Here is a 21666-nt window from a genome sequence, read left to right as displayed (position 1 = left end):
GCGGTAAACGCAGCGCAACTACAGGGTCTCAATAGCGGCCCTGATGAGTGAGGATTGAGAATCATGGCTTACAGCGAAAAGGTCATCGACCACTACGAAAACCCGCGCAACGTCGGCAAGATGGACGCGGAAGATCCTGATGTCGGCACCGGCATGGTCGGCGCTCCGGCGTGCGGCGACGTGATGCGCCTGCAGATCAAGGTCAACGACGCCGGTATCATCGAAGATGCCAAGTTCAAGACCTACGGCTGCGGTTCGGCTATCGCCTCCAGCTCCCTCGCCACCGAGTGGATGAAGGGCAAGACTCTGGACGAAGCGGAAACCATCAAGAACACTCAGCTGGCTGAAGAACTGGCCCTGCCGCCAGTGAAAATTCACTGCTCGGTACTCGCTGAAGACGCCATCAAGGCCGCTGTTCGCGATTACAAGCAGAAGAAAGGCTTGATCTGATTTTCGAGTTTTGGCGACGAGTAAGGAGTCACCGATGGCTATCAGCATGACAGAAGCGGCTGCTCGACACGTGCGGCGCTCCCTCGACGGGCGCGGCAAAGGTGAAGGGATTCGTCTGGGTGTTCGCACCACAGGCTGTTCCGGCCTTGCCTATGTGCTGGAGTTTGTCGACGAGGTGGTTGCAGAGGATCAGGTGTTCGAAAGTCACGGCGAAAAAGTGATTATCGACCCGAAAAGCCTGGCCTACCTGGACGGCACCGAGCTCGATTTCGTCAAGGAAGGGTTGAACGAAGGCTTCAAGTTCAACAACCCCAACGTACGCGGTGAATGTGGCTGCGGCGAAAGCTTCAACATCTGAGGCTTGTCGTGGGTACTCCTTGTCATTTCGCTTTATTTGAGCTGCAACCGAGTTTCGATCTGGACCTCGACCAGCTGGCTACGCGCTACCGTGAGTTGGCGCGCAGTGTTCATCCGGACCGCTTTGCCGACGCTTCCGAGCGTGAGCAGCGGCTGGCGCTAGAGCAATCCGCGAGCCTCAACGAGGCCTACCAGACGCTCAAGAACCCACCCAAGCGCGCGCGTTACCTGCTCGCCTTGAATGGTGGCGAGCTGCCGCTGGAGGTCACGGTGCATGATCCGGAGTTTCTTCTGCAACAGATGGAGTTGCGCGAAGAGCTCGAAGACCTGCAGGACAGCGCCGACCTCAAGGGCGTTGCCGTCTTCAAGCGTCGCCTGAAGGCTGCCCAGGATGAACTGAACCAAAGCTTCGCAGCTTGCTGGAACGATGCCGCGCAACGCGAAAAGGCCGAACGCCTGATGCGGCGCATGCAGTTCCTCGACAAGCTCACCTACGAAGTGCGCCAGTTAGAAGAGCGCCTCGACGATTAACCCAGTGCCGCTCCGGTCGCACGCCTGATATACAGATAAGTCCTGATAACGATGGCCCTACTGCAGATCGCCGAACCCGGCCAAAGTCCTCAACCGCACCAGCGTCGCCTGGCTGTGGGAATCGACTTGGGCACTACCAATTCGCTGGTCGCTGCATTGCGCAGTGGTCTTTCCGAGCCGCTTGCCGACGCAGAAGGGCGGGTCATCCTGCCGTCGGCCGTGCGCTATCACGCTGATCGCGTCGAGGTTGGCGAATCCGCCAAACTGGCTGCCGCTACCGATCCCTTGAACACTGTGCTGTCGGTCAAGCGCTTGATGGGTCGTGGTCTGTCCGACGTCAAGCAATTGGGCGACCAGCTGCCGTACCGCTTTGTCGGTGGCGAGTCGCACATGCCGTTCATCGAGACGATTCAGGGCCCAAAAAGCCCGGTCGAAGTCTCTGCCGATATCCTCAAGGTTCTGCGTCAGCGCGCTGAAGCGACCTTGGGCGGTGAACTGGTCGGCGCGGTGATCACGGTTCCAGCCTATTTCGACGACGCTCAGCGTCAAGCCACCAAGGACGCGGCCAAACTGGCTGGTCTGAACGTGCTGCGTTTGCTCAACGAGCCGACCGCAGCCGCGGTGGCGTATGGTCTGGATCAGCATGCCGAAGGCCTGGTCGCGATTTACGACCTGGGCGGCGGCACCTTCGATATTTCGATTCTGCGCCTGACCGGCGGTGTCTTCGAAGTCCTGGCTACCGGGGGCGACAGTGCCCTAGGCGGCGATGACTTCGACCACGCCATCGCTGGCTGGATCATTGAGAGCGCGGGCTTGTCCGCCGATCTCGATCCGGGTGCGCAGCGTCAACTGCTGCAAACCGCCTGCGCGGCCAAAGAAGCGTTGACCAATGCCCCGTCGGTCGAAGTGGTCCATGGCGACTGGAAAGCCGAGCTGACCCGCGAAGCCTTCGATGCGTTGATCGAGCCGATGGTCGCGCGCAGTCTTAAAGCCTGCCGTCGCGCTGTTCGCGATTCCGGTGTCGAACTGGAAGACGTGCATGCGGTGGTCATGGTGGGTGGTTCGACCCGCGTACCTCGCGTTCGCGAAGCCGTGGCGGAAGCCTTCGGTCGTCAGCCGCTGACTGAAATCGACCCGGATCAAGTGGTGGCCATTGGTGCTGCGATCCAGGCCGATACCCTGGCGGGCAACAAGCGCGACGGCGATGAACTGCTGCTGCTGGACGTGATTCCATTGTCCCTGGGGCTGGAAACCATGGGCGGCCTGATGGAGAAGGTGATTCCACGCAACACCACCATCCCCGTCGCTCGCGCCCAGGACTTCACCACTTATAAAGACGGCCAGTCGGCCATGGCGATCCACGTGTTACAGGGCGAGCGCGAGCTGATCAGCGACTGTCGCTCCCTGGCACGCTTCGAATTGCGCGGCATTCCAGCTATGGTTGCCGGTGCGGCGAAAATTCGCGTGACCTTCCAGGTCGATGCCGACGGTCTGCTCAGTGTTTCTGCCCGTGAACTGGGTTCGGGCGTCGAGGCCAGCATCCAGGTCAAGCCGTCCTACGGTCTGACAGACGGCGAAATCGCCAAGATGCTCAAGGACTCGTTCCAGCACGCCAACGACGACAAGGTTGCCCGCGTATTGCGCGAGCAGCAGGTGGACGCCCAGCGTCTGGTTGAAGCCGTGCAGGCTGCGCTTGAAGTCGATGGCGAGCGCCTGCTCGACGCAGAAGAGCGCATGGTCATCGACATGCAGGTACAGGAACTGACCGAACTGATGAAAGGCACCGATGGTTTCGCCATCGAGCAGCAGACCAAGCGTCTGTCGCAAGTGACTGATGCTTTTGCTGCCCGTCGTATGGATTCGACCGTGAAAGCCGCTCTGGCGGGCCGCAACCTGAACGAGATTGAGGAATAACGATGCCGCAGGTCATTTTTCTGCCACACGAGAAGTTCTGCCCTGAAGGCATGGTTGTTGAGGCCGAAACCGGTACCTCGATCCTCGAACTGGCCCACGAACACCACATCGAGATGGAAAGCGCTTGCGGTGGCGTCTGCGCCTGCACCACTTGTCACTGTCTGATTCGCGAAGGTTTCGACTCGCTGGAAGAAGCTGATGAGCTGGAGGAAGACTATCTTGATAAGGCTTGGGGGCTGGAAGCTCAGTCGCGTCTGGCTTGTCAGGCCAAAGTCGGTACCGAAGACCTGACCGTCGAGATTCCGAAATATTCGCTTAACCATGCGGCCGAAGCGCCGCACTGACTGGTAAGACTGTCATGAGCTACGGTTGGAATGATGTTCAACGTATTGCAGAAGAATTGGCCGAGGCCAAGCCGGGCGTAGACCCGTTTTCTGTCAATTTTGTCGATCTGCAACAATGGATCAAAGAGCTGCCGGATTTCGACAATACCTCTGGTCGAGTTGGCGAGAAGGTCTTGGAAGCGGTTCAGACGCTCTGGGCCGAAGAATTGGACTGATCGTCCTTGCAGGTTAGGCAATACCCAAGAACCCGCGTATAATTCGCGGGTTTAATTTTTCGCAAATTACCGTTTCTGGAGTTACACCATGGCTGTTCAACGTACTTTCTCCATCATCAAGCCTGACGCAGTTGCAAAAAACGTTATCGGCGAGATCACCACTCGTTTCGAAAAAGCCGGCCTGCGCGTTGTAGCTTCGAAACTGAAGCAACTGTCCAAAGCTGAAGCTGAAGGCTTCTACGCTGAGCACAGCGCTCGTGGTTTCTTCGGCGACCTGGTTGCTTTCATGATCTCCGGTCCGGTTGTCGTTCAGGTTCTGGAAGGCGAAAACGCTATCGCTCTGAACCGTGAGCTGATGGGCGCTACCAACCCTAAAGAAGCTGCTGCCGGCACCATCCGCGCTGACTTCGCTGATTCCATCGACGCCAACGCTGTACACGGTTCGGACTCCGAAGCCGCTGCTGCTCGCGAAATCTCGTACTTCTTCGCAGCTACTGAAGTAACCACTCGCTAAGCATTGGCTTAAGAGTGAAGGTGAATCCATGACTACATCGACTGTAAAAACTAACCTGCTGGGTCTGACTCAACAGGAAATGGAAAAATTCTTCGACTCAATCGGGGAGAAGCGTTTCCGTGCCGGTCAGGTAATGAAATGGATTCACCACTTTGGCGTCGATGATTTTGACGCCATGACGAACGTCAGCAAGGCCTTGCGCGAGAAGCTCAAGGCTGTTGCTGAGGTCCGTGGTCCGGAAGTGGTCAGCGAGGACATCTCCAGCGACGGCACCCGTAAGTGGGTGGTGCGCGTGGCGTCCGGCAGCTGCGTCGAGACCGTTTACATTCCCCAGGGCAAACGCGGCACCTTGTGCGTTTCGTCCCAGGCAGGCTGTGCCCTGGATTGCAGTTTCTGCTCCACCGGCAAGCAAGGCTTCAATAGCAACCTCACCGCCGCCGAAGTCATCGGCCAGGTGTGGATTGCCAACAAATCCTTTGGCAGCGTCCCGGCAACCGTCGACCGTGCCATCACCAACGTGGTGATGATGGGCATGGGTGAGCCGCTGCTGAACTTCGACAACGTCATCGCGGCCATGCATTTGATGATGGACGACCTGGGCTACGGCATTTCCAAGCGCCGTGTGACCCTGTCGACCTCCGGCGTGGTACCGATGATCGACGAGCTGTCCAAGCACATCGACGTCTCCCTGGCGTTGTCGCTGCACGCACCGAATGACGCATTGCGTAACCAATTGGTGCCGATCAACAAGAAATATCCGCTTAAGATGCTGCTCGAGTCGTGCCAGCGCTACATGTCGTCCCTGGGCGAAAAGCGCGTGCTGACTATCGAGTACACCTTGCTCAAAGACGTGAACGACAAGGTCGAGCACGCCGTGGAAATGATCGAGTTGCTCAAGAACATTCCGTGCAAGATCAACCTGATCCCGTTCAACCCGTTCCCGCATTCCGGTTACGAGCGGCCGAGCAACAACGCCATTCGCCGGTTCCAGGATCAGCTTCACCATGCCGGTTTCAACGTCACTGTTCGCACCACCCGTGGTGAAGACATCGACGCGGCGTGTGGTCAACTGGTAGGGCAGGTGCTGGATCGCACCCGTCGCAGCGAACGTTATATCGCCGTGCGTGAACTCAACGCCGAAAACGATGTAGCGCAAAACGCCGCGAAATAAACAAGAGAGGATCTCTATGTCCCTGCGCTTTGCGCTGCTTTTGCTGTTGGCCAGCCTGTGTGCTGGCTGCGTGCTTTCGGGCGATTACAACCCGATGAAGACCAGCAAGGGCCGTGATGAAGCGCGGGAGGCCTATGTGCAACTCGGTATCGGTTATCTGCAACAAGGCATGACCGAACGCGCCAAAGTCCCCTTGAAGAAAGCGCTGGAGCTCGACAGCTCCGACCCTGATGCCAACGCGGCGCTGGGGTTGGTGTTTCAGGCCGAGATGGAGCCGGAACTGGCCGACGAGCATTTTCGCAAGGCGCTGTCTTCACGTCCCGCCGACGCGCGAATCCTCAACAATTACGGCAGCTTTCTGTTCGAGCAAAAACGTTACAAGGAAGCCTACGAGCGCTTCGAACAGGCCGCCGCCGATACCCTGTATCCTGAGCGTTCGCGCGTGTTCGAGAACCTTGGCATGACCGCTTCAATGCTCGGTCAACGTGAGTTGGCCCAGCAGCAACTGGAAAAAGCCCTGCGCCTGAACCGCCAACAACCACGCGCATTGCTGGAAATGGCTGAGTTGTCTTACGAAGACAGGCATTATGTGCCCGCGCGTGACTATTACGATCGTTTTAGCCTGCTCACCGAGCAAAATGCACGTAGTCTATTGCTCGGCGTTCGGCTGGCCAAAGTGTTTGAAGATCGCGACAAGGCGGCCAGTTTTGGCCTGCAATTAAAACGACTCTATCCCGGTACACCGGAATATCAGCAATACCTGTCGGAGCAATGATGAAAGCGGCGCATCCTGAAGTTGTAGCAGCGAATCGCGTAAACCCCGGTGAGACCTTGCGCCAGGCCCGCGAAAGCAATGGCTGGTCGCTAGCCGAGGTGGCCCTCAAGCTCAACCTCACCACCACTTCCCTGAGCAATCTGGAAGCCGGTGCTTTCGACAAGCTGCCTGGGCATACCTTCGCCCGTGGCTATATTCGCGCCTATGCCAAATTGCTCGGCATGGACCAGGCCGTTCTGGTTCAGCAATTCGATCAATCCACCGGCACCGACTCCCAAGGCAGCAGTGTGCATAGCCTGGGTCGTATCGAAGAGCCGGTGCGGGTTTCCCACACCATCTTGCGTATCGTCAGCCTGTTGTTGCTGGTGGCGGTCATTGGCGGCGGTTTTGTCTGGTGGCAGGATCAAACCTCGCTGCGCACCAAGGACCTGGTCGGCCTGACCCCGGAACACGTTGAAGTCGAAGGTGCCGACGGTACGACCCAGATTCATCCGCTGGACGAGCCGGAAGACCAGGCTGTCGCGCAAGGCCAAGCTGAAGGCGAGACCGAACTGGCGTTGCCACAAGCCGAGACTTCGGCTGAAGCACCTGCTGAAACCCAGGCCACTGCGCCTGCTGCCGCGCCTGTTGCGCCGACCGCACCAGTAGCGGCTGCGCCAACTCACAGCACAGCCGCGGCAACTCCCGCGACGCCAGCTCCAGCTGTGCCGGCCGTTCCAGCCCCGGTTGTCACTGCCCCTGTTGCGCCGAGTGCTCCTTCACCAGCCCCGGTGGCTGCTGCACCGGCGGCCGGTCAAGGCCAGGTACAAATTCAGTTCACGGCTGATTGCTGGACACAAGTGACCGACGGTAGCGGCAAAGTGCTGTTCAGCGGTCTTAAACGTAAAGGCGACAATGTTTCCGTCAGCGGCAAACCGCCGTTCGCTGTCCGTCTGGGTTATGCCCGTGGCGCACAGGTCAATTACAACGGTCAGGCGGTTGATGTTGCTCCGTTCACCAGTGGCGAGACTGCTCGCCTGAAGTTGGGTCAATAAGTCATGCACGGCGAATCTCCAATCAAACGACGCGAATCGCGCAAGATCTGGGTCGGTAACGTTCCTGTTGGCGGCGATGCGCCTATCGCTGTGCAGAGCATGACCAACAGCGACACCAACGATGTCGCGGCGACCGTCGCACAAATCAATCGTCTGGAAGCGGCCGGCGTCGATATCGTGCGGGTTTCCGTACCGGACATGGACGCTGCCGAAGCATTCGGCAAGATCAAGCAACTGGTCAAAGTGCCGTTGGTTGCTGACATCCACTTCGATTACCGCATCGCATTGCGCGTCGCCGAACTCGGTGTGGACTGCCTGCGGATCAACCCGGGCAACATCGGTCGCGAAGACCGCGTGCGCGCGGTGGTCGATGCCGCCCGTGATCGCGGGATCCCGATCCGTATCGGCGTGAACGCCGGTTCCCTGGAAAAAGACCTGCAAAAGAAATACGGCGAGCCGACTCCGGCCGCGCTGGTCGAATCGGCCCTGCGCCACGTCGAGCACCTTGAGCGCCTGAACTTCCAGGACTTCAAGGTCAGCGTGAAAGCCTCCGACGTGTTCATGGCCGTCGAAGCCTATCGCCTGCTGGCGAAAGAAATCGTTCAGCCGCTGCACCTGGGCATCACCGAAGCCGGTGGATTGCGTTCCGGCACAGTGAAATCTGCCGTGGGCCTCGGTATGCTGCTCGCCGAAGGGATTGGCGATACTATCCGCATCTCGTTGGCGGCCGATCCGGTCGAGGAAGTGAAAGTCGGCTACGACATTCTCAAATCCCTGCACCTGCGTTCCCGTGGCATCAACTTCATCGCCTGCCCGAGCTGCTCGCGGCAGAACTTCGATGTGGTCAAGACCATGAACGAGCTGGAAGGGCGCCTCGAAGATCTGCTGGTGCCGCTGGATGTCGCAGTGATCGGTTGTGTGGTCAACGGCCCGGGTGAAGCCAAGGAAGCCCATATCGGCTTGACCGGCGGCACGCCCAACCTGATTTACATCGATGGCAAGCCGTCGCAGAAACTGACGAATGACAATCTGGTGGATGAGCTTGAACGCTTGATCCGCCAGAAAGCGGCCGAGAAGGTCGAAGCTGACGCTGCGGTAATTGCGCGCGGCTGATCGAACGAATTAAGGAATTTTTGTGAGCAAGTCTCTGCAAGCCATTCGTGGCATGAACGACATCCTGCCCGAACAGACTCCCCTGTGGCGTCATTTCGAAGGCACCGTTTCGCGTCTGCTGGATAACTACGGTTACAAGCAGATCCGCATGCCGATCGTTGAGTTCACCGAGCTGTTCAAACGCTCCATCGGTGAAGTGACCGACATCGTCGAAAAAGAGATGTACACCTTCGACGACCGCAACGGCGATTCCCTGACCCTGCGTCCTGAAGGCACGGCCGCCTGCGTGCGCGCAGTGCTCGAGCACGGCATCACCGGCGGTGGCCAGGTGCAGAAGCTCTGGTACATCGGCCCGATGTTCCGCCACGAACGTCCGCAGAAAGGCCGTTATCGCCAGTTTCACCAAATCGGTGTCGAAGTGTTCAACCTCGACGGTCCGGACATCGATGCCGAGCTGATCGTGTTGACCTGGCGTCTGTGGGGCGAACTGGGCATCCGTGATGCGGTCAAGCTCGAACTCAACAGCCTGGGCACCAGCGAATCCCGTGGTCGTTATCGCGAAGCCCTGGTCGAGTTCCTGTCCGGTCACCTGGACAAACTGGACGAAGACAGCCAGCGCCGCCTGAAGACCAACCCTTTGCGCGTCCTCGACACCAAGAACGCCGATACTCAGGCGATCCTGGTCGATGCGCCGAAAATGGCCGACTACCTCGACGAAGAATCCCGCGTGCACTTCGAGGGCCTCAAGGCTCGCCTGGACGCCGCCGGCATTCCGTACGTGATCAACCCGAAGCTGGTTCGCGGGCTGGATTACTACAGCAAGACCGTTTTCGAATGGGTCACCGACAAACTGGGCGCCCAAGGCACCGTGTGTGCCGGTGGTCGTTACGACGGCCTGGTCGAGCAGATGGGCGGCAAGCCGACTGCCGGCGTTGGTTTCGCCATGGGCATCGAGCGTCTGGTGCTGTTGCTGGAAACCCTGGAGCAGATCCCTGAAGAGATCTCCCGTCAGGTCGACGTCTACCTCTGCGCCTTCGGTGAAGAAGCCGAGCTGGCCGGTCTGGCCCTGGCCGAGCGTGTTCGTGATCAATTACCCAACCTGCGTCTGCAAGTGAATGCCGGCGCCGGCAGCTTCAAAAGCCAGTTCAAGAAAGCCGACAAGAGCGGTGCGCTGTATGCACTGATCCTCGGTGACGACGAGATGGCCCAGCAAGTGGTAGGTTTCAAACCCCTGCGTGGCCAGGGCGAACAACAAAGCATTGCCTGGGATGCGCTTGCCGCTCACCTGGCCACCTGCGTCGTGCAGGGTTGAAGCTGTCTTAAGCAGCCGAATTAGCGATTAAGGAGTATTGGGGTGTCGAGTACCGAAGACGAAAATTTGGCGGATTTGAAGGATTGGTGGTCACGCAACGGCAAGCCCCTGGTCACTGGTGGCCTGTTGGCGCTGGTCATCGTGTTCGGCTGGCAGGCGTTCCAGAAGTATCAGAGCAACCAGTCGCAAGGCGCCTCGGTGCTCTATCAGCAGTTGCTGGAAACCACGCTGCCCCCTGATGGCAAGCCTGACGCGGCCCGTGTTTCGGACCTGGCCGGCAAGCTCAACAGCGAGTTCGGCGGCAGCGCGTACGCGCAGTACGGCAGCCTGTTCGTGGCGAAAGTCGCCGTCGACAGCGGCAAGCTCGATGACGCCTCCAGCGAACTGAAAGCCATTGTTGCCAAGCCAGCCAACCCGGCGCTGGGCGAAATCGCTCGTCAGCGTCTGGCGCAGGTACTGGCCGCGCAGAACAAGGCCGATGAAGCCCTGAAACTGCTTGAAGGCGACGCCGACAAGGCGTTCCTGGCCACTCGTGAAGAACTCAAGGGCGACCTGCTGGTGCAGTTGGGTCGTACCGATGAAGCACACGCGGCGTATCAAAAAGCCAAGGCGGCACTGTCGGATGAAGCGGCGGTCGGTGGCCTACAAATCAAGCTGGACGACCTGGCCAAAGGGGATGCGTGACGTGATCCGTTGGAAACATGCAGCATTGCTGGCTCTGGCCATTCTGGCCGCGGGTTGCAGCAGCAACAGCAAGAAAGAATTGCCACCGGCCGAGTTGACCGACTTCAAAGAAGAAGTGGTTCTGCAAAAACAGTGGAGTCGTTCGATCGGTGACGGTCAGGGCGAAACCTACAACATGCTGGTGCCTGCGGTCGATGGCGATACCATCTATGCCGCCGACGTGACCGGTGTGGTGATGGCGCTGGATCGCAGCAACGGCGACGTCAAGTGGAAGAAAGATCTCGAACTGCCTGTTTCCGGCGCCGTTGGCGTGGGTTACGGTCTGCTGACGATCGGTACGATCAAGGGTGAAATCGTTGCCCTGGACGCCATCAACGGCGAAGAGAAATGGCGCGCTCGCGTGTCCAGCGAAGTCCTCGCACCGCCAGCCAACAACGGTGATGTGGTTGTGGTTCAGACCCAGGACGATCGTCTGATCGGTCTGGATGCCGCGACCGGCAACCAGCGCTGGTTGTATGACAGCACCCCTGCGGTGCTGACCCTGCGCGGCACCAGTGCGCCGATCGTCACCAACCGCCTCGCGGTGGCTGGCCTGTCGACCGGTAAAGTGGTCGCTCTGGATATTTCCAACGGCGTGCCGGTTTGGGAGCAGCGTGTAGCGATCCCGCAAGGTCGTTCGGAGCTGGAGCGTGTTGTCGACATCGACGGCGGCTTGCTGCTGTCCGGCGGTACTTTGTATGTCGCCAGCTACCAGGGTCGCGTTGCGGCACTGGACCTGGAAAGCGGTCGTCAGCTCTGGCAGCGTGATGCTTCCAGCTATGCCGGCGTCGCCCAGGGTTTCGGTACCGTTTATGTGAGCCTGTCTTCGGGCACCGTTGAAGGCGTCGACGAGCGTTCCACCACAGCCTTGTGGACAAACGACTCGCTGGCCCGCCGTCAACTGTCGGCTCCGGAAGTGTTCTCCAGCTACGTTGCAGTCGGTGACCTGGAAGGTTACCTGCACCTGCTGAGTCAGGTGGACGGTCGTTTCGTCGGCCGCGAGCGCATCGACAGCGACGGCCTGCGTGCCCGTCCGCTGGTGGTGGGTGACACGATTTATGTGTATGGCAACAGCGGCAAACTGGAAGCCCTGACCATCAAGTAAAGGTTTGACTATGCTTGGGGTTAGTTCCCCAAGCGGCCCCGTTCTGCGGGGCTCGCAGCGCTTACAGGCGCTGCCCCGAGCACCAGCCGCTGCCTGCAGCGGCTTTTGTATTTTCTGAAATAACGAAGTGGAGAGCCGCATGGTTCCCGTAATCGCCCTGGTGGGCCGACCGAACGTCGGCAAGTCCACCTTGTTCAACCGCCTGACCAGGACTCGCGACGCCATCGTCGGCGACTTGTCCGGTCTGACCCGTGATCGCCAATACGGTGAGGCCAAGTGGCAAGGGCGTTCCTACATTCTGGTCGACACCGGCGGTATCTCCGGTGACGAGCACGGTATGGACGAAAAAATGGCCGAGCAGTCGCTGCTGGCCATTGAAGAAGCGGATGTTGTTCTGTTCCTGGTAGATGCCAAGGCCGGTTTCACCGCGGCCGACCAGATGATCGCCGAGCATTTGCGCAAACGTAACAAGCGTTCCTACGTGGTGGCCAACAAGGTCGACAACATCGACCCTGAAATGGCCCGCGCCGAATTCGCTCCGTTGGGCATGGGCCACGCGATTCCTATCGCCGGTGCTCACGGCCGTGGCATCACCCAGATGCTGGAAATCGCCTTGGGCGACTTCCCGAAAGACGAAGAAGAGCCGGAAGACGGCGAGGAAGAGATCGTTGCCGAAGGCGAGGAAGCCAAGCGCATTCCTGGCCCGAGCGAAAAAGACGGCATCAAGATCGCCATCATCGGCCGTCCGAACGTTGGCAAGTCGACCCTGGTCAACCGCATGCTCGGTGAAGACCGGGTTATCGTTTATGACCAGCCCGGCACCACCCGCGACAGTATCTACATCCCGTTCGAGCGTAACGACGAGAAGTACACGCTGATCGACACCGCCGGTGTGCGCAAGCGCGGCAAGATCCACGAAGAAGTCGAAAAGTTCTCCGTGGTCAAAACCCTGCAGGCGATCAAAGACGCCAACGTGGTGATCTTCGTGATGGACGCCCGCGAAGGCGTGGTCGATCACGACCTCAACCTGCTGGGCTTCGCCATTGAGTCGGGCCGTGCGCTGGTCATCGCGATCAACAAGTGGGACGGCATGACCCCGAGCGAGCGCGACTTCGTGAAGGTCGAGTTGCAACGTCGCCTGTTCTTCGTTGACTACGCCGACATCCACTTCATCTCGGCGCTGCACGGCACTGGCGTGGGCAACCTCTACGCTTCCGTACAGAACTCGTTCAAGTCCGCGGTCACCCGCTGGCCGACCAACCGTCTGACCCAGATCCTGGAAGACGCTGTTGGCGAGCACGCGCCACCGATGGTCAACAATCGCCGGATCAAGCTGCGCTATGCCCACTTGGGTGGTGCGAACCCGCCGATCATCGTGATCCACGGTAACCAGATCGAGAAAGTGCCGAAGTCGTATGTGCGCTATCTGGAGAACACTTACCGCCGTGTGCTGAAGCTGGTCGGTACGCCGATCCGCATCGAGTTCAAGGGCGGCGAGAACCCGTACGAAGGCAACAAGAACTCGCTCACCGACCGTCAGGTCAACAAGAAGCGTCGCTTGATGTCGCACCACAAGAAGGCCGACAAGAAGCGCCGCGACAAGCGCTGATTTCTGAAGGCTGTCCCCGCTTTTGTAGGAGCTGCCGCAGGCTGCGATGTTTTGATCTTGTTTAAGATCAAAATCAAAGGATCGCAGCCTGCGGCAGCTCCTACAGGGCTCGGTCATAAGGAGGGCGCTCACTGGAGCGCCCTTTTTTTATGGGCGCCGTTTGGGCTATCCTCGGACTCCCCGCGCCGCCGTTAGAGCCGGGTGTAGAGCAGGGAATCACCGATGATCACCAGTAAGCTGCCGAATGTCGGCATCACTATCTTCACTCAGATGTCTCAACTCGCGGCACAAACCGGGGCGATCAACCTGTCCCAGGGTTTCCCCGATTTCGATGCCCCGCAGGCGCTGTGCGATGCAGTCGGGCGTCATGTGGCCAACGGGCATAACCAGTATTCACCGATGACCGGCCTGCCGGCATTGCGTCAGCAAGTGGCGGCGAAAATTGCGCGCAGCTACGGCGTCACTGTCGATGCCGACAACGAAGTGACCATCACTCCAGGCGCCACCCAAGCGATCTTCTGCGCGATTCAGGCGGTTATCCACAGCGGTGACGAAGTGATCGTTTTCGATCCGTGCTACGACAGTTACGAGCCGTCGGTGGAGCTGGCCGGTGGCCGTTGCGTGCATGTGCAGCTCGGCCTGAATGACTTCTCGATCGACTTCCAGAAACTCGCTGAGGCCATCACGCCGCGTACACGAATGATTGTGCTGAACACGCCGCACAATCCGAGTGGCGCACTGATCAGCCGTGCCGAGCTGGATCAGTTGGCGGATTTGATCCGTGATCGCGATATCTATCTGGTCAGCGACGAAGTCTACGAACACCTGGTGTTCGACGGCGTACCGCACGTCAGCGTGCTGAACCATGAAGAGTTGTATCAGCGTGCCTTCGTGGTCAGCTCGTTCGGCAAGACTTATCACGTCACCGGTTGGAAAACCGGCTACGTGGTCGCGCCACCGGCCCTGACGGCGGAACTGCGCAAGGTTCACCAATACGTGAGCTTCTGCGGTGTCACGCCGCTGCAATTTGCGCTGGCCGATTTCATGGCCTTGCACCCTGAACATGTGGAAGAGTTGCCGGGTTTCTATCAGGCCAAGCGCGATCTGTTCTGCGATCTGCTGGCGCCGTCGCGCTTCAGCTTCAAACGCGTGACCGGTACTTATTTCCAGCTGGTCGATTACTCGCAGATCCGCCCGGACCTCAATGATGTCGAGATGGCCTTGTGGATGACTCGCGAACATGGCGTGGCCAGTATCCCGATCTCGGTGTTCTACCAGACGCCGCCTGAAGGCCAGCGCCTGGTGCGACTGTGTTTTGCCAAACGCGAGGAGACCCTGCGTGAAGCAGCGGAAAAACTATGCGTGATCTGAGTGCACTGCCGAACCTGACCGTTGCGCTGATCCAGACTTCCTTGGCCTGGCATGATCGTCAGGCCAACCTGGAGCATTTCGAACCGTTGCTGGAACAGTCTCGTGGCGCTGACTTGATCATTCTGCCGGAGATGTTCACCACCGGTTTTTCGATGGAGTCCGAGACGCTCGCCGAGGCGGAAAACGGCCCCACCAGTAAATGGCTGCGTGTTCAGGCGGCGAAGCTGGATGCGGTGATCACCGGCAGCGTGATCGTTCAGGCGGCCGATGGCAGCCATCGCAATCGTCTGTTGTGGGCGCGGCCGGATGGCGAAGTCTTGCACTATGACAAGCGTCACCTGTTCCGCATGGCCGGCGAGCACAATCACTACACCCCCGGCGAACGTCAGGTGCAGTTCGAACTCAAGGGCTGGCGCGTGCGACCGCTGATTTGCTACGACTTGCGCTTCCCGGTGTGGAGTCGCGACGCTCAGGACACTGACCTGCTGCTGTACACCGCCAACTGGCCGGGTGCGCGTCGCCAGCACTGGAACCGTTTGTTGCCGGCGCGGGCAATTGAAAACCTGTGTTATGTGGCGGCGGTGAATCGAATCGGCACCGACGGTAAAGGCTTTGCGTACACCGGTGACAGTCAGGTGCTGGATTTCCAGGGTGAAACGTTGCTCAGTGCGGGGGAGGCGGATGGGGTGTTTAAGGTGACACTGGATGCGGCGGAGCTGGCGGCTTATCGCGCGCGGTTTCCTGCGAATCTGGATGCCGATACCTTTGAGTTCACCTGATATTCCGGTGTACTCCAAAAGATCGCAGCCTTCGGCAGCTCCTACAGGGGGGCGCGTTCCAACGTAGGAGCTGCCGAAGGCTGCGATCTTTTGATCTTAAAACCGCACCAACAAAAAAGGCCCCGAGGTTCACACCCCGGGGCCTTTTGCATTTCTGCGGTGGCTTATGCCGCTTTCGCTTCCGGCTGGCTCAGCGACCGGTTCAGCGCACTGAACAGTGCCTTGAAGCTGGCGGTGGTGATGTTTTCATCGATACCCACGCCGTGCACCGCACGCTCGCCGTTCACACGCAGTTCAATGTAGGCCGCAGCCTTGGCATTGGTGCCCGCGCCGATGGCGTGCTCGTTGTAGTCCATGATTTCCACAGGGATCGGCAGACCGGCCACCAGTGCTTCCAAAGCACCGTTGCCTTTGCCGCGCCAGTGCAGATTGGTTTCGCCCTGACCTTTGCTGGCCACTTCCACTTCAACGGCGCTGTTGCCGTTTTCTTCCTGCAGGCGATGGCTGACCAGCGCGTACGGGGTGTTGGCTTGCAGGTACTCGCTGATCAACAGCGAGTGGATCTGCTTGGCGGTCATTTCCAGGCCCAGACGATCGGTTTCACGCTGTACGACCTGGCTGAACTCGATCTGCATGCGACGCGGCAGGCTGATGCCGTATTCCTGCTCCAGAAGGTACGCGATACCGCCCTTGCCCGACTGGCTGTTGACGCGGATGACCGCCTCGTAGCTGCGGCCGATATCGGCCGGGTCGATTGGCAGGTAAGGCACTTCCCACAGTGCATCGGATTTCTGCTGGGCGAAGCCCTTGCGGATAGCATCCTGGTGCGAGCCGGAGAACGCGGTATGCACCAGGTCGCCGACGTACGGGTGACGCGGATGCACCTGGATCTGGTTGCACTCTTCGACGACTTTACGCACGCCGTCGATGTCGGAGAAGTCCAACTGAGGGTCGAGGCCCTGGGTGTACATGTTCAGGGCCACGGTCACGAGGTCGACGTTACCGGTACGCTCGCCGTTGCCGAACAGGCAGCCTTCGACACGGTCGGCGCCAGCCATCAGGCCCAGCTCGGTGGCCGCAACGCCAGTGCCACGGTCGTTGTGGGTGTGCAGGCTGATGATCACGCTGTCACGACGGTTGATGTGACGGCCGAACCATTCGATCTGGTCGGCGTAGATGTTCGGGGTCGCGCATTCGACGGTGGCCGGCAGGTTGAGGATCATCTTGTGCTCAGGCGTCGGGTTCCACACCTCGATCACCGCGTCGCAGACTTCCTTGGCGAACTCAAGCTCGGTGGCGCTGAAGGTTTCCGGCGAGTACTCGAAGGTCCATTCGGTGTCCGGCTGCATGGCCGCGTATTTGACGAACAGCTTGGCCGCGCTTACCGCGATTTCCTTGATCCCGTCCTTGTCCTGGTTGAAGACAATGCGGCGGAAGGAAGGGGAGGTCGCGTTGTACAGGTGAACGATGGCTTTCTTCGCGCCGCGCAGGGATTCGAAGGTGCGTTCGATCAGGTCTTCACGGCCCTGGGTCAACACCTGGATGGTGGTGTCGTCCGGGATGTGGTTGCCTTCGATCAGGGTGCGGACGAAGTCGAAGTCGGTTTGCGAAGCGGCCGGGAACGACGCTTCAATTTCTTTCACGCCGACCTGCACCAGGGTTTTCCAGAAGCGCAGTTTCTTGACGGCGTCCATCGGTTCGATCAACGACTGGTTGCCATCACGCAAGTCGGAGCTGCACCAGATCGGCGCGGCAGTGATGGTTTTCGACGGCCAGGTACGGTCCGGGATGTCGATGGTCGGGAACGCGCGGTATTTCGAAGACGGGTCTTTGAGCATGCTCATCGGGAAATCCTTATTGTGTGGGCCGAAAAAAGGCGGCCTGCCGGTGGATCAAAAGTTCTTGGGTAACGCTTGGGACGAGGCGCCGCGATTCAGCCCGGCAGTCGTGCGCTGACGAGGCACAAACTGCGGTGCTGGCGGAGCTGAATGAGGGTGTGAGAGGTTTTCATGCCTTCAACCCTAACCTCGGGGGTTGAGGATGGCAAGCAGTCGAAAAAAATTGAGAGGAATACTCGTGAGCGCTTGTTTATCGAGATTTTATTGCTCGTGATGCTCACGATCTTCGAGTTGTTTGCGCAAGGTTTGAACGATGCGCAATCGATACTTGCTGGGGTTGTGTGCGCGGGAGTTGATCACGGCTGAAGGTTTTCGCAGGAGACTCAGGAGCGGATCCAGCACTGCCTGGCGGATCGGGAGGTGCATGGGATTGAGGATTTGGAGGTTGAGTAAGGTCCTAAAAGATCGCAGCCTGCGGCAGCTCCTACGGGGTGATGCGTTGTAGGAGCTGCCGAAGGCTGCGATCTTTTGATCTTGCTTAAGGTTGAAACGCCCCAATAAAAATCGCCGGGTCCACCCGCGCATCATTCAGGCTGATGTTCCAGTGCATGTGCGGCCCGGTTGCCCGGCCAGTGGCGCCAACCTTGCCCACCACGCCGCCGCGGGCCAGTTGCTGACCAACCTTCACGTCGATTTTCGACATGTGGCAGAACATGCTGATAAAGCCCTGACCGTGGTCGACAAACACCGTGTTGCCATTGAAGAAATAATTGCCGATCAGGATCACTTTACCCGCGGCCGGGGTCTTGATCGGTGTGCCAGCGCCAACGGCGAAATCGAGCCCGGAGTGGGGGTTACGCTCTTCGCCATTGAAGAAACGGCGCACACCGAACTTGCTCGACAGGGGGCCGTTGACCGGCTTGTCCAGCAACAGGTTGCTTGGTGTGTTCGGGCTGAAGGTGCGATAGGCGGCAATCTGTTCGGCCAGTTCACGCTCGATGCGCTTGAGATTGTCCGGGTTCGGATTGACCTGCTGGGTGTTCTTCAGGGTGATGCGTTGTTCCGGGTATTTCTTGTTGCCGACCGTGAAACTCAGGTTGCGACCGCCACTGTTGATGGACTGAGTACCGGGTTTCACGGTCAACGGCACACCGACAATCGCCAGCCAGTTGTTCTGTTCCTTGACCACCAACACTGGTTTGCCTTGATAGCTGGCTTTCGGTGCTTGTGCCGACACACCCAGGTCCACGACGGCTACGCCACCCGGCACCGGTTTGTTCAATAGACGGGTGATGTAACTGTCGGCGTGGGCGTTGAAGGTCAGGCACAGCAACAGCAGCGGAGCTAGAAAACGCGGCATGGATCAATCCAGTAAAGAAAGGGTGACGGGCGTCAGGTGATTGTCTTCGACCCGCACTTGCAGTTCGCCTTCACCCAACTTGGCCTTCAGGCGCTGGCCGGTGTGAGTCTGGCTGGCGTTGCGGATCGCGTTGCCGCGCTCGTCGAGCAATATGCTGTAGCCACGACCGAGGGTCGCCAAGGGGCTGACCACATGCAGCGTCTGCATCTGGCTTTGCAACTGCAAGCGACGGCTCTTCAAGCCCTCGCGAATGGCGCGGGGCAGGCGTTCGGCGAGGCTGTCGAGGCGTTGGCGCAACATTGCCAATTGTCGACCAGGATGTTGCCCGGCCAGACGTGTCTCCAGACGGATCAGCCGCTCGCGACGGGTATTGAGGCTGCGTTCGAAGGCGCGGCGCATGCGCATGTCCAGATCATCCAATCGTTGCGCTTGCTGGCGCAGACGTTCGCCGGGATGACGCAAGCGACGCGAGATGCCTTCCAGGCGCAATCGATCACGCATCAGCCGATCGCGCATGCGCATCACCAGTCGGCGATGCAGGCTTTCGACCCGGCGCACCAGATCGCTGGAATCCGGTGCCAGCAGCTCGGCGGCGGCCGACGGCGTGGGGGCGCGGACGTCGGCGACGAAGTCACTGATCGAGACATCGGTTTCATGGCCGACGGCGCTGACGATGGGTGTAACGCAAGCGTCGACGGCGCGGGCCACGGCTTCTTCGTTGAAGCACCAGAGGTCTTCCAGCGAGCCGCCGCCACGGGCCAGGATCAATGCATCGAAGCCGCGTGCATCCGCCAGTTTCAGTGCGCGGACAATCTGTGCGGTCGCTTCGCGGCCCTGTACGGCGGTGGGAATCAGCGTCAGTTGTATTTGCGGTGCGCGGCGGCGGAACACGCTGATGATGTCGCGGATCACCGCGCCAGTCGGCGAACTGATGATGCCGATGCGTTGCGGATGCGCCGGCAGCGGCACTTTGCGCTCGGCACTGAACAGGCCTTCGGCGCTGAGCTTTTCTTTCAAGGCATCGAAAGCCAGGCGCAACGCACCGTCGCCGGCGGGCTCTACGGTGTCAAGAATCAGCTGGTAATCGCCACGGCCCTCGAACAACGAGACTTTGCCACGCACCTTGACCGCCAGGCCGTCCTTCAGTGCTTGACGCACCCGAGCAGCGTTTTGCCGGAACAGCGCGCAACGCACTTGGGCGCCGCTGTCCTTGAGGGTGAAGTACACGTGGCCGGACGCCGGGCGCGCGAGGTTGGAGATTTCGCCCTCGACCCAGATGTTGCTGAACACGTCTTCAAGCAACACCCGCGCGCGGCCGTTGAGCTGGCTGACAGTCAGGACTTCGCGGTCCAGACCGAGTCTTGCAAAGGGATCTTTAATCATGGGGCGCAGTTTAAAGGCATTTTCCAACTGAATGCACGATCCCTTGTAGGAGCTGCCGAAGGCTGCGATCTTTTGATCTTGCTTTCAAAGATCAAAAGATCGCAGCCTTCGGCAGCTCCTACAGGGATTGGATGAAATGTTGGTTGAATTGTTGGGTCAATGGAGTTTTGGCGCGGTCGGGTGGTTGGCAATCGGTGCGGGCATCGCCCTGGCCTACATCGTGTTCGGCATCGCCGGTTTCGGCACGGCGTTGGTTGCCGGGCCGATTCTGATTCTGTTCATGCCGTTGTCGAAAATCGTCCCGCTGCTGGTGCTGCTGGATTTTGTCGCGGCGTTCGGCAACTTGTTGCCCTCGCGCCGTGATGTGGCGAAACCGGAGTTGCTGCGGTTGCTGCCGTGCATGGCGGTGGGCTGTACGTTGGGCGTGATTTTCTTGCTGAACCTGAAGTCCGATCTGTTGCTGCTGATGATGGGGCTGTTTATCAGCGCCTATGCGATCTACAGCCTGTGGATAAAAGTCCGTCCGGCGCAGTTATCCGCTGCGTGGGCGCTGCCGATGGGCACGATAGGCGGGATGTTCGGTGCGCTGTTTGGCAGCGGCGGCTTTTTGTACGCGATCTACTTGAACAGCCGGCTGCCCAAGGACGAGGCACGGGCGACGCAAAGCGCGCTGATCAGTTGCAGCACGGTGGTGCGCTTGAGTCTGTTCGCTGTGGCCGGCGTGTACGCCGAACTGCCGTTGCTGGTGTTGGCGCTGTGCTTGCTGCCGGCCATGGCGCTGGGGCTGTGGATAGGCCGGCGCCTGACCATGCGCTTGTCCCGCGAAGCCTTCGTGCGGTTGGTGACCTGGTTGGTGCTGGCCAGCGGGATCGCCTTGATCGGCCGCTACCTCAGCACCTGAAGGTCAATCGTTGTACTGACTCAACAACCGCTCAAGCCGTGCGCTCAAGCGCCGTTTGATTTCGGTTTCGATGTGCGGCGCGAAGTCGTCGATCACGTCTTGCATGATCAATTGCGCGGCGGCACGCAGTTCGCTGTCGAGGTACAGCAGCGCGTCAGCGTTCTTGTCGGCACTCGATGCCGGTTCGGCGGGAGGCTTGGCCGCAGGTGTCGGTGCGACGCTCGGCGCGGGTTCGCTGACGGTGTCGAACAACATTGGAATCTGTTCCTGGTCACCGTCTTCGACCGTGTCGGTCAGCAGGGGTGGTTGCAGGTTGTCATCGCCGAGCAATTGGCGGATCGACTCAAGGTCGTCCAGCAGGTGCGCGGACTGTTGCAGCGGTTTTGGAGTGTCCATCGGAATGCTCAGAGTCGCTGTAAACGGTGATCTTGCAGAGGATAGCCCTGTTCGCGGTAGAAACGGAAACTCTCCCGCGCGGCCGCTCTGATCGTCGGATCCTCCACCACCACTTCCGCCACTCTGGCGAACTTGTTGGCAAAGGCCGGGACTTTCAGGTCGAGGTTGACCAGCAAATCCTGATGCTGACCGCAATCGTCACCCAGGCCCAGAACGATCAAGCCGTCCGGCTCGCTGTCGGCGGGACCGTGGGGCACGAAGCTTTCACCCTTGAAGGTCCAGAGGCGTGCATCGAGATCATCGCGCTGGGCGGCGTCGCTGCAATGCAGGTAGACGCGGTGGCCCATGCGCCAGGCTTTTTCGGTGAGCTTGCAGGCGAAGTCCAGACGTGCCGACGGATCGGCGCTGGGCAGGATATAAAAGTCGACTTTGGTCATTGCGGTTCCTGAGCCGGGGCGGCGTCACCCGAAA

At 59.5% G+C, this 21666-nt stretch carries 24 protein-coding genes; 19 read left to right on the top strand and 5 right to left on the bottom strand.

Annotation, left to right across the window (positions count from 1 at the left end):
• The first annotated feature begins 63 nt into the window (after positions 1-63).
• The 17 genes from iscU to KVG88_RS08940 all read left to right on the top strand — a co-directional run bounded on the left by iscU (position 64) and on the right by KVG88_RS08940 (position 15317).
• Positions 64-450, top strand: a complete 387-nt coding sequence (gene iscU / locus KVG88_RS09020) for a Fe-S cluster assembly scaffold IscU (RefSeq protein WP_007974006.1) — start codon at positions 64-66, stop codon at positions 448-450.
• A 34-nt stretch (positions 451-484) separates the two neighbouring features.
• Complete coding sequence (gene iscA / locus KVG88_RS09015) at positions 485-808, top strand: iron-sulfur cluster assembly protein IscA (RefSeq protein ID WP_003227904.1); 324 nt, start codon at positions 485-487, stop codon at positions 806-808.
• Between the two features lie 8 nt (positions 809-816).
• Positions 817-1338, top strand: coding sequence for a co-chaperone HscB (gene hscB, locus KVG88_RS09010; RefSeq protein WP_110660597.1), 522 nt, complete (start codon positions 817-819; stop codon positions 1336-1338).
• Positions 1339-1389: 51 nt separating this feature from the next.
• Positions 1390-3252, top strand: a complete 1863-nt coding sequence (hscA, locus tag KVG88_RS09005) for a Fe-S protein assembly chaperone HscA (RefSeq protein WP_150701937.1) — start codon at positions 1390-1392, stop codon at positions 3250-3252.
• 2 nt (positions 3253-3254) lie between these two features.
• Positions 3255-3596 carry an ISC system 2Fe-2S type ferredoxin gene (gene fdx, locus KVG88_RS09000; protein WP_110660899.1) on the top strand — a complete coding sequence of 114 codons (342 nt, stop codon included), beginning with the start codon at positions 3255-3257 and terminating at the stop codon, positions 3594-3596.
• A gap of 14 nt (positions 3597-3610) precedes the next feature.
• A complete protein-coding gene (iscX, locus tag KVG88_RS08995) occupies positions 3611-3811 on the top strand; it encodes a Fe-S cluster assembly protein IscX (RefSeq protein WP_008084655.1) in 201 nt (66 codons plus the stop codon).
• Positions 3812-3899: 88 nt separating this feature from the next.
• Positions 3900-4325 carry a nucleoside-diphosphate kinase gene (ndk, locus tag KVG88_RS08990; protein WP_007916882.1) on the top strand — a complete coding sequence of 142 codons (426 nt, stop codon included), beginning with the start codon at positions 3900-3902 and terminating at the stop codon, positions 4323-4325.
• Between the two features lie 28 nt (positions 4326-4353).
• Positions 4354-5496: a dual-specificity RNA methyltransferase RlmN gene (gene rlmN, locus KVG88_RS08985; protein WP_150701938.1), complete on the top strand. Its 1143-nt coding sequence runs from the start codon at positions 4354-4356 to the stop codon at positions 5494-5496.
• A 16-nt stretch (positions 5497-5512) separates the two neighbouring features.
• Positions 5513-6271, top strand: coding sequence for a type IV pilus biogenesis/stability protein PilW (gene pilW / locus KVG88_RS08980; protein WP_150701939.1), 759 nt, complete (start codon positions 5513-5515; stop codon positions 6269-6271).
• Positions 6271-7305: a RodZ domain-containing protein gene (locus KVG88_RS08975; RefSeq protein WP_217871127.1), complete on the top strand. Its 1035-nt coding sequence runs from the start codon at positions 6271-6273 to the stop codon at positions 7303-7305. Before pilW ends, KVG88_RS08975 begins: the two co-directional genes overlap by 1 nt.
• 3 nt (positions 7306-7308) lie before the next feature.
• A complete protein-coding gene (gene ispG, locus KVG88_RS08970; protein WP_003185136.1) occupies positions 7309-8418 on the top strand; it encodes a flavodoxin-dependent (E)-4-hydroxy-3-methylbut-2-enyl-diphosphate synthase in 1110 nt (369 codons plus the stop codon).
• 22 nt (positions 8419-8440) lie between these two features.
• On the top strand, positions 8441-9730 hold the full coding sequence (gene hisS / locus KVG88_RS08965) for a histidine--tRNA ligase (protein ID WP_008057744.1): 1290 nt from the start codon (positions 8441-8443) through the stop codon (positions 9728-9730).
• 42 nt (positions 9731-9772) lie between these two features.
• The gene (locus KVG88_RS08960) at positions 9773-10414 is read left to right on the top strand and encodes a tetratricopeptide repeat protein (protein ID WP_217871126.1); all 642 of its coding nucleotides are present in this window, start codon (positions 9773-9775) and stop codon (positions 10412-10414) included.
• The gene (gene bamB, locus KVG88_RS08955; RefSeq protein WP_150701942.1) at positions 10407-11558 is read left to right on the top strand and encodes an outer membrane protein assembly factor BamB; all 1152 of its coding nucleotides are present in this window, start codon (positions 10407-10409) and stop codon (positions 11556-11558) included. Before KVG88_RS08960 ends, bamB begins: the two co-directional genes overlap by 8 nt.
• Before the next feature lie 139 nt (positions 11559-11697).
• Complete coding sequence (der, locus tag KVG88_RS08950; protein WP_150701943.1) at positions 11698-13167, top strand: ribosome biogenesis GTPase Der; 1470 nt, start codon at positions 11698-11700, stop codon at positions 13165-13167.
• Positions 13168-13389: 222 nt separating this feature from the next.
• Positions 13390-14538: a pyridoxal phosphate-dependent aminotransferase gene (locus tag KVG88_RS08945; protein WP_217871125.1), complete on the top strand. Its 1149-nt coding sequence runs from the start codon at positions 13390-13392 to the stop codon at positions 14536-14538.
• Positions 14526-15317: an amidohydrolase gene (locus tag KVG88_RS08940; protein WP_217871124.1), complete on the top strand. Its 792-nt coding sequence runs from the start codon at positions 14526-14528 to the stop codon at positions 15315-15317. The genes KVG88_RS08945 and KVG88_RS08940 overlap by 13 nt, the downstream gene beginning before the upstream one ends.
• A gap of 164 nt (positions 15318-15481) precedes the next feature.
• Here KVG88_RS08940 and leuA read toward each other — a convergent pair whose 3' ends face one another.
• Positions 15482-17161 (bottom strand): 2-isopropylmalate synthase, encoded by a 1680-nt coding sequence (leuA, locus tag KVG88_RS08935; RefSeq protein ID WP_217871123.1) that lies wholly within the window; start codon positions 17159-17161, stop codon positions 15482-15484.
• A 165-nt stretch (positions 17162-17326) separates the two neighbouring features.
• Here leuA and KVG88_RS08930 point away from each other — a divergent pair, with 165 nt between their 5' ends.
• Positions 17327-17521 (top strand): hypothetical protein, encoded by a 195-nt coding sequence (locus tag KVG88_RS08930; RefSeq protein WP_217871122.1) that lies wholly within the window; start codon positions 17327-17329, stop codon positions 17519-17521.
• Positions 17522-17693: 172 nt separating this feature from the next.
• Here KVG88_RS08930 and KVG88_RS08925 read toward each other — a convergent pair whose 3' ends face one another.
• A complete protein-coding gene (locus KVG88_RS08925) occupies positions 17694-18515 on the bottom strand; it encodes a peptidoglycan DD-metalloendopeptidase family protein (RefSeq protein WP_217871121.1) in 822 nt (273 codons plus the stop codon).
• A 3-nt stretch (positions 18516-18518) separates the two neighbouring features.
• Entirely contained in the window at positions 18519-19898 is a 1380-nt protein-coding gene (gene xseA, locus KVG88_RS08920; RefSeq protein WP_150701949.1) for an exodeoxyribonuclease VII large subunit, read from the bottom strand.
• Positions 19899-20034: 136 nt separating this feature from the next.
• On the opposite strand from xseA, the gene KVG88_RS08915 reads away from it, so the two are divergent.
• A complete protein-coding gene (locus tag KVG88_RS08915) occupies positions 20035-20799 on the top strand; it encodes a sulfite exporter TauE/SafE family protein (protein WP_217871120.1) in 765 nt (254 codons plus the stop codon).
• A 3-nt stretch (positions 20800-20802) separates the two neighbouring features.
• Here the strand turns inward: KVG88_RS08915 and KVG88_RS08910 are convergent, their stop codons facing one another.
• Together KVG88_RS08910 and KVG88_RS08905 are read right to left on the bottom strand one after the other, a co-directional pair.
• The gene (locus KVG88_RS08910) at positions 20803-21195 is read right to left on the bottom strand and encodes a DNA polymerase III subunit chi (RefSeq protein WP_217871119.1); all 393 of its coding nucleotides are present in this window, start codon (positions 21193-21195) and stop codon (positions 20803-20805) included.
• A gap of 8 nt (positions 21196-21203) precedes the next feature.
• Positions 21204-21632, bottom strand: coding sequence for a DNA polymerase III subunit chi (locus KVG88_RS08905; protein WP_150701952.1), 429 nt, complete (start codon positions 21630-21632; stop codon positions 21204-21206).
• Positions 21633-21666 lie beyond the last annotated feature (34 nt).

This window comes from Pseudomonas azerbaijanoccidentalis (genome assembly GCF_019145495.1).
Classification (GTDB): Bacteria; Pseudomonadota; Gammaproteobacteria; order Pseudomonadales; family Pseudomonadaceae; genus Aquipseudomonas; species Aquipseudomonas azerbaijanoccidentalis.
This window is presented reverse-complemented; position numbering and strand designations above follow the sequence as displayed.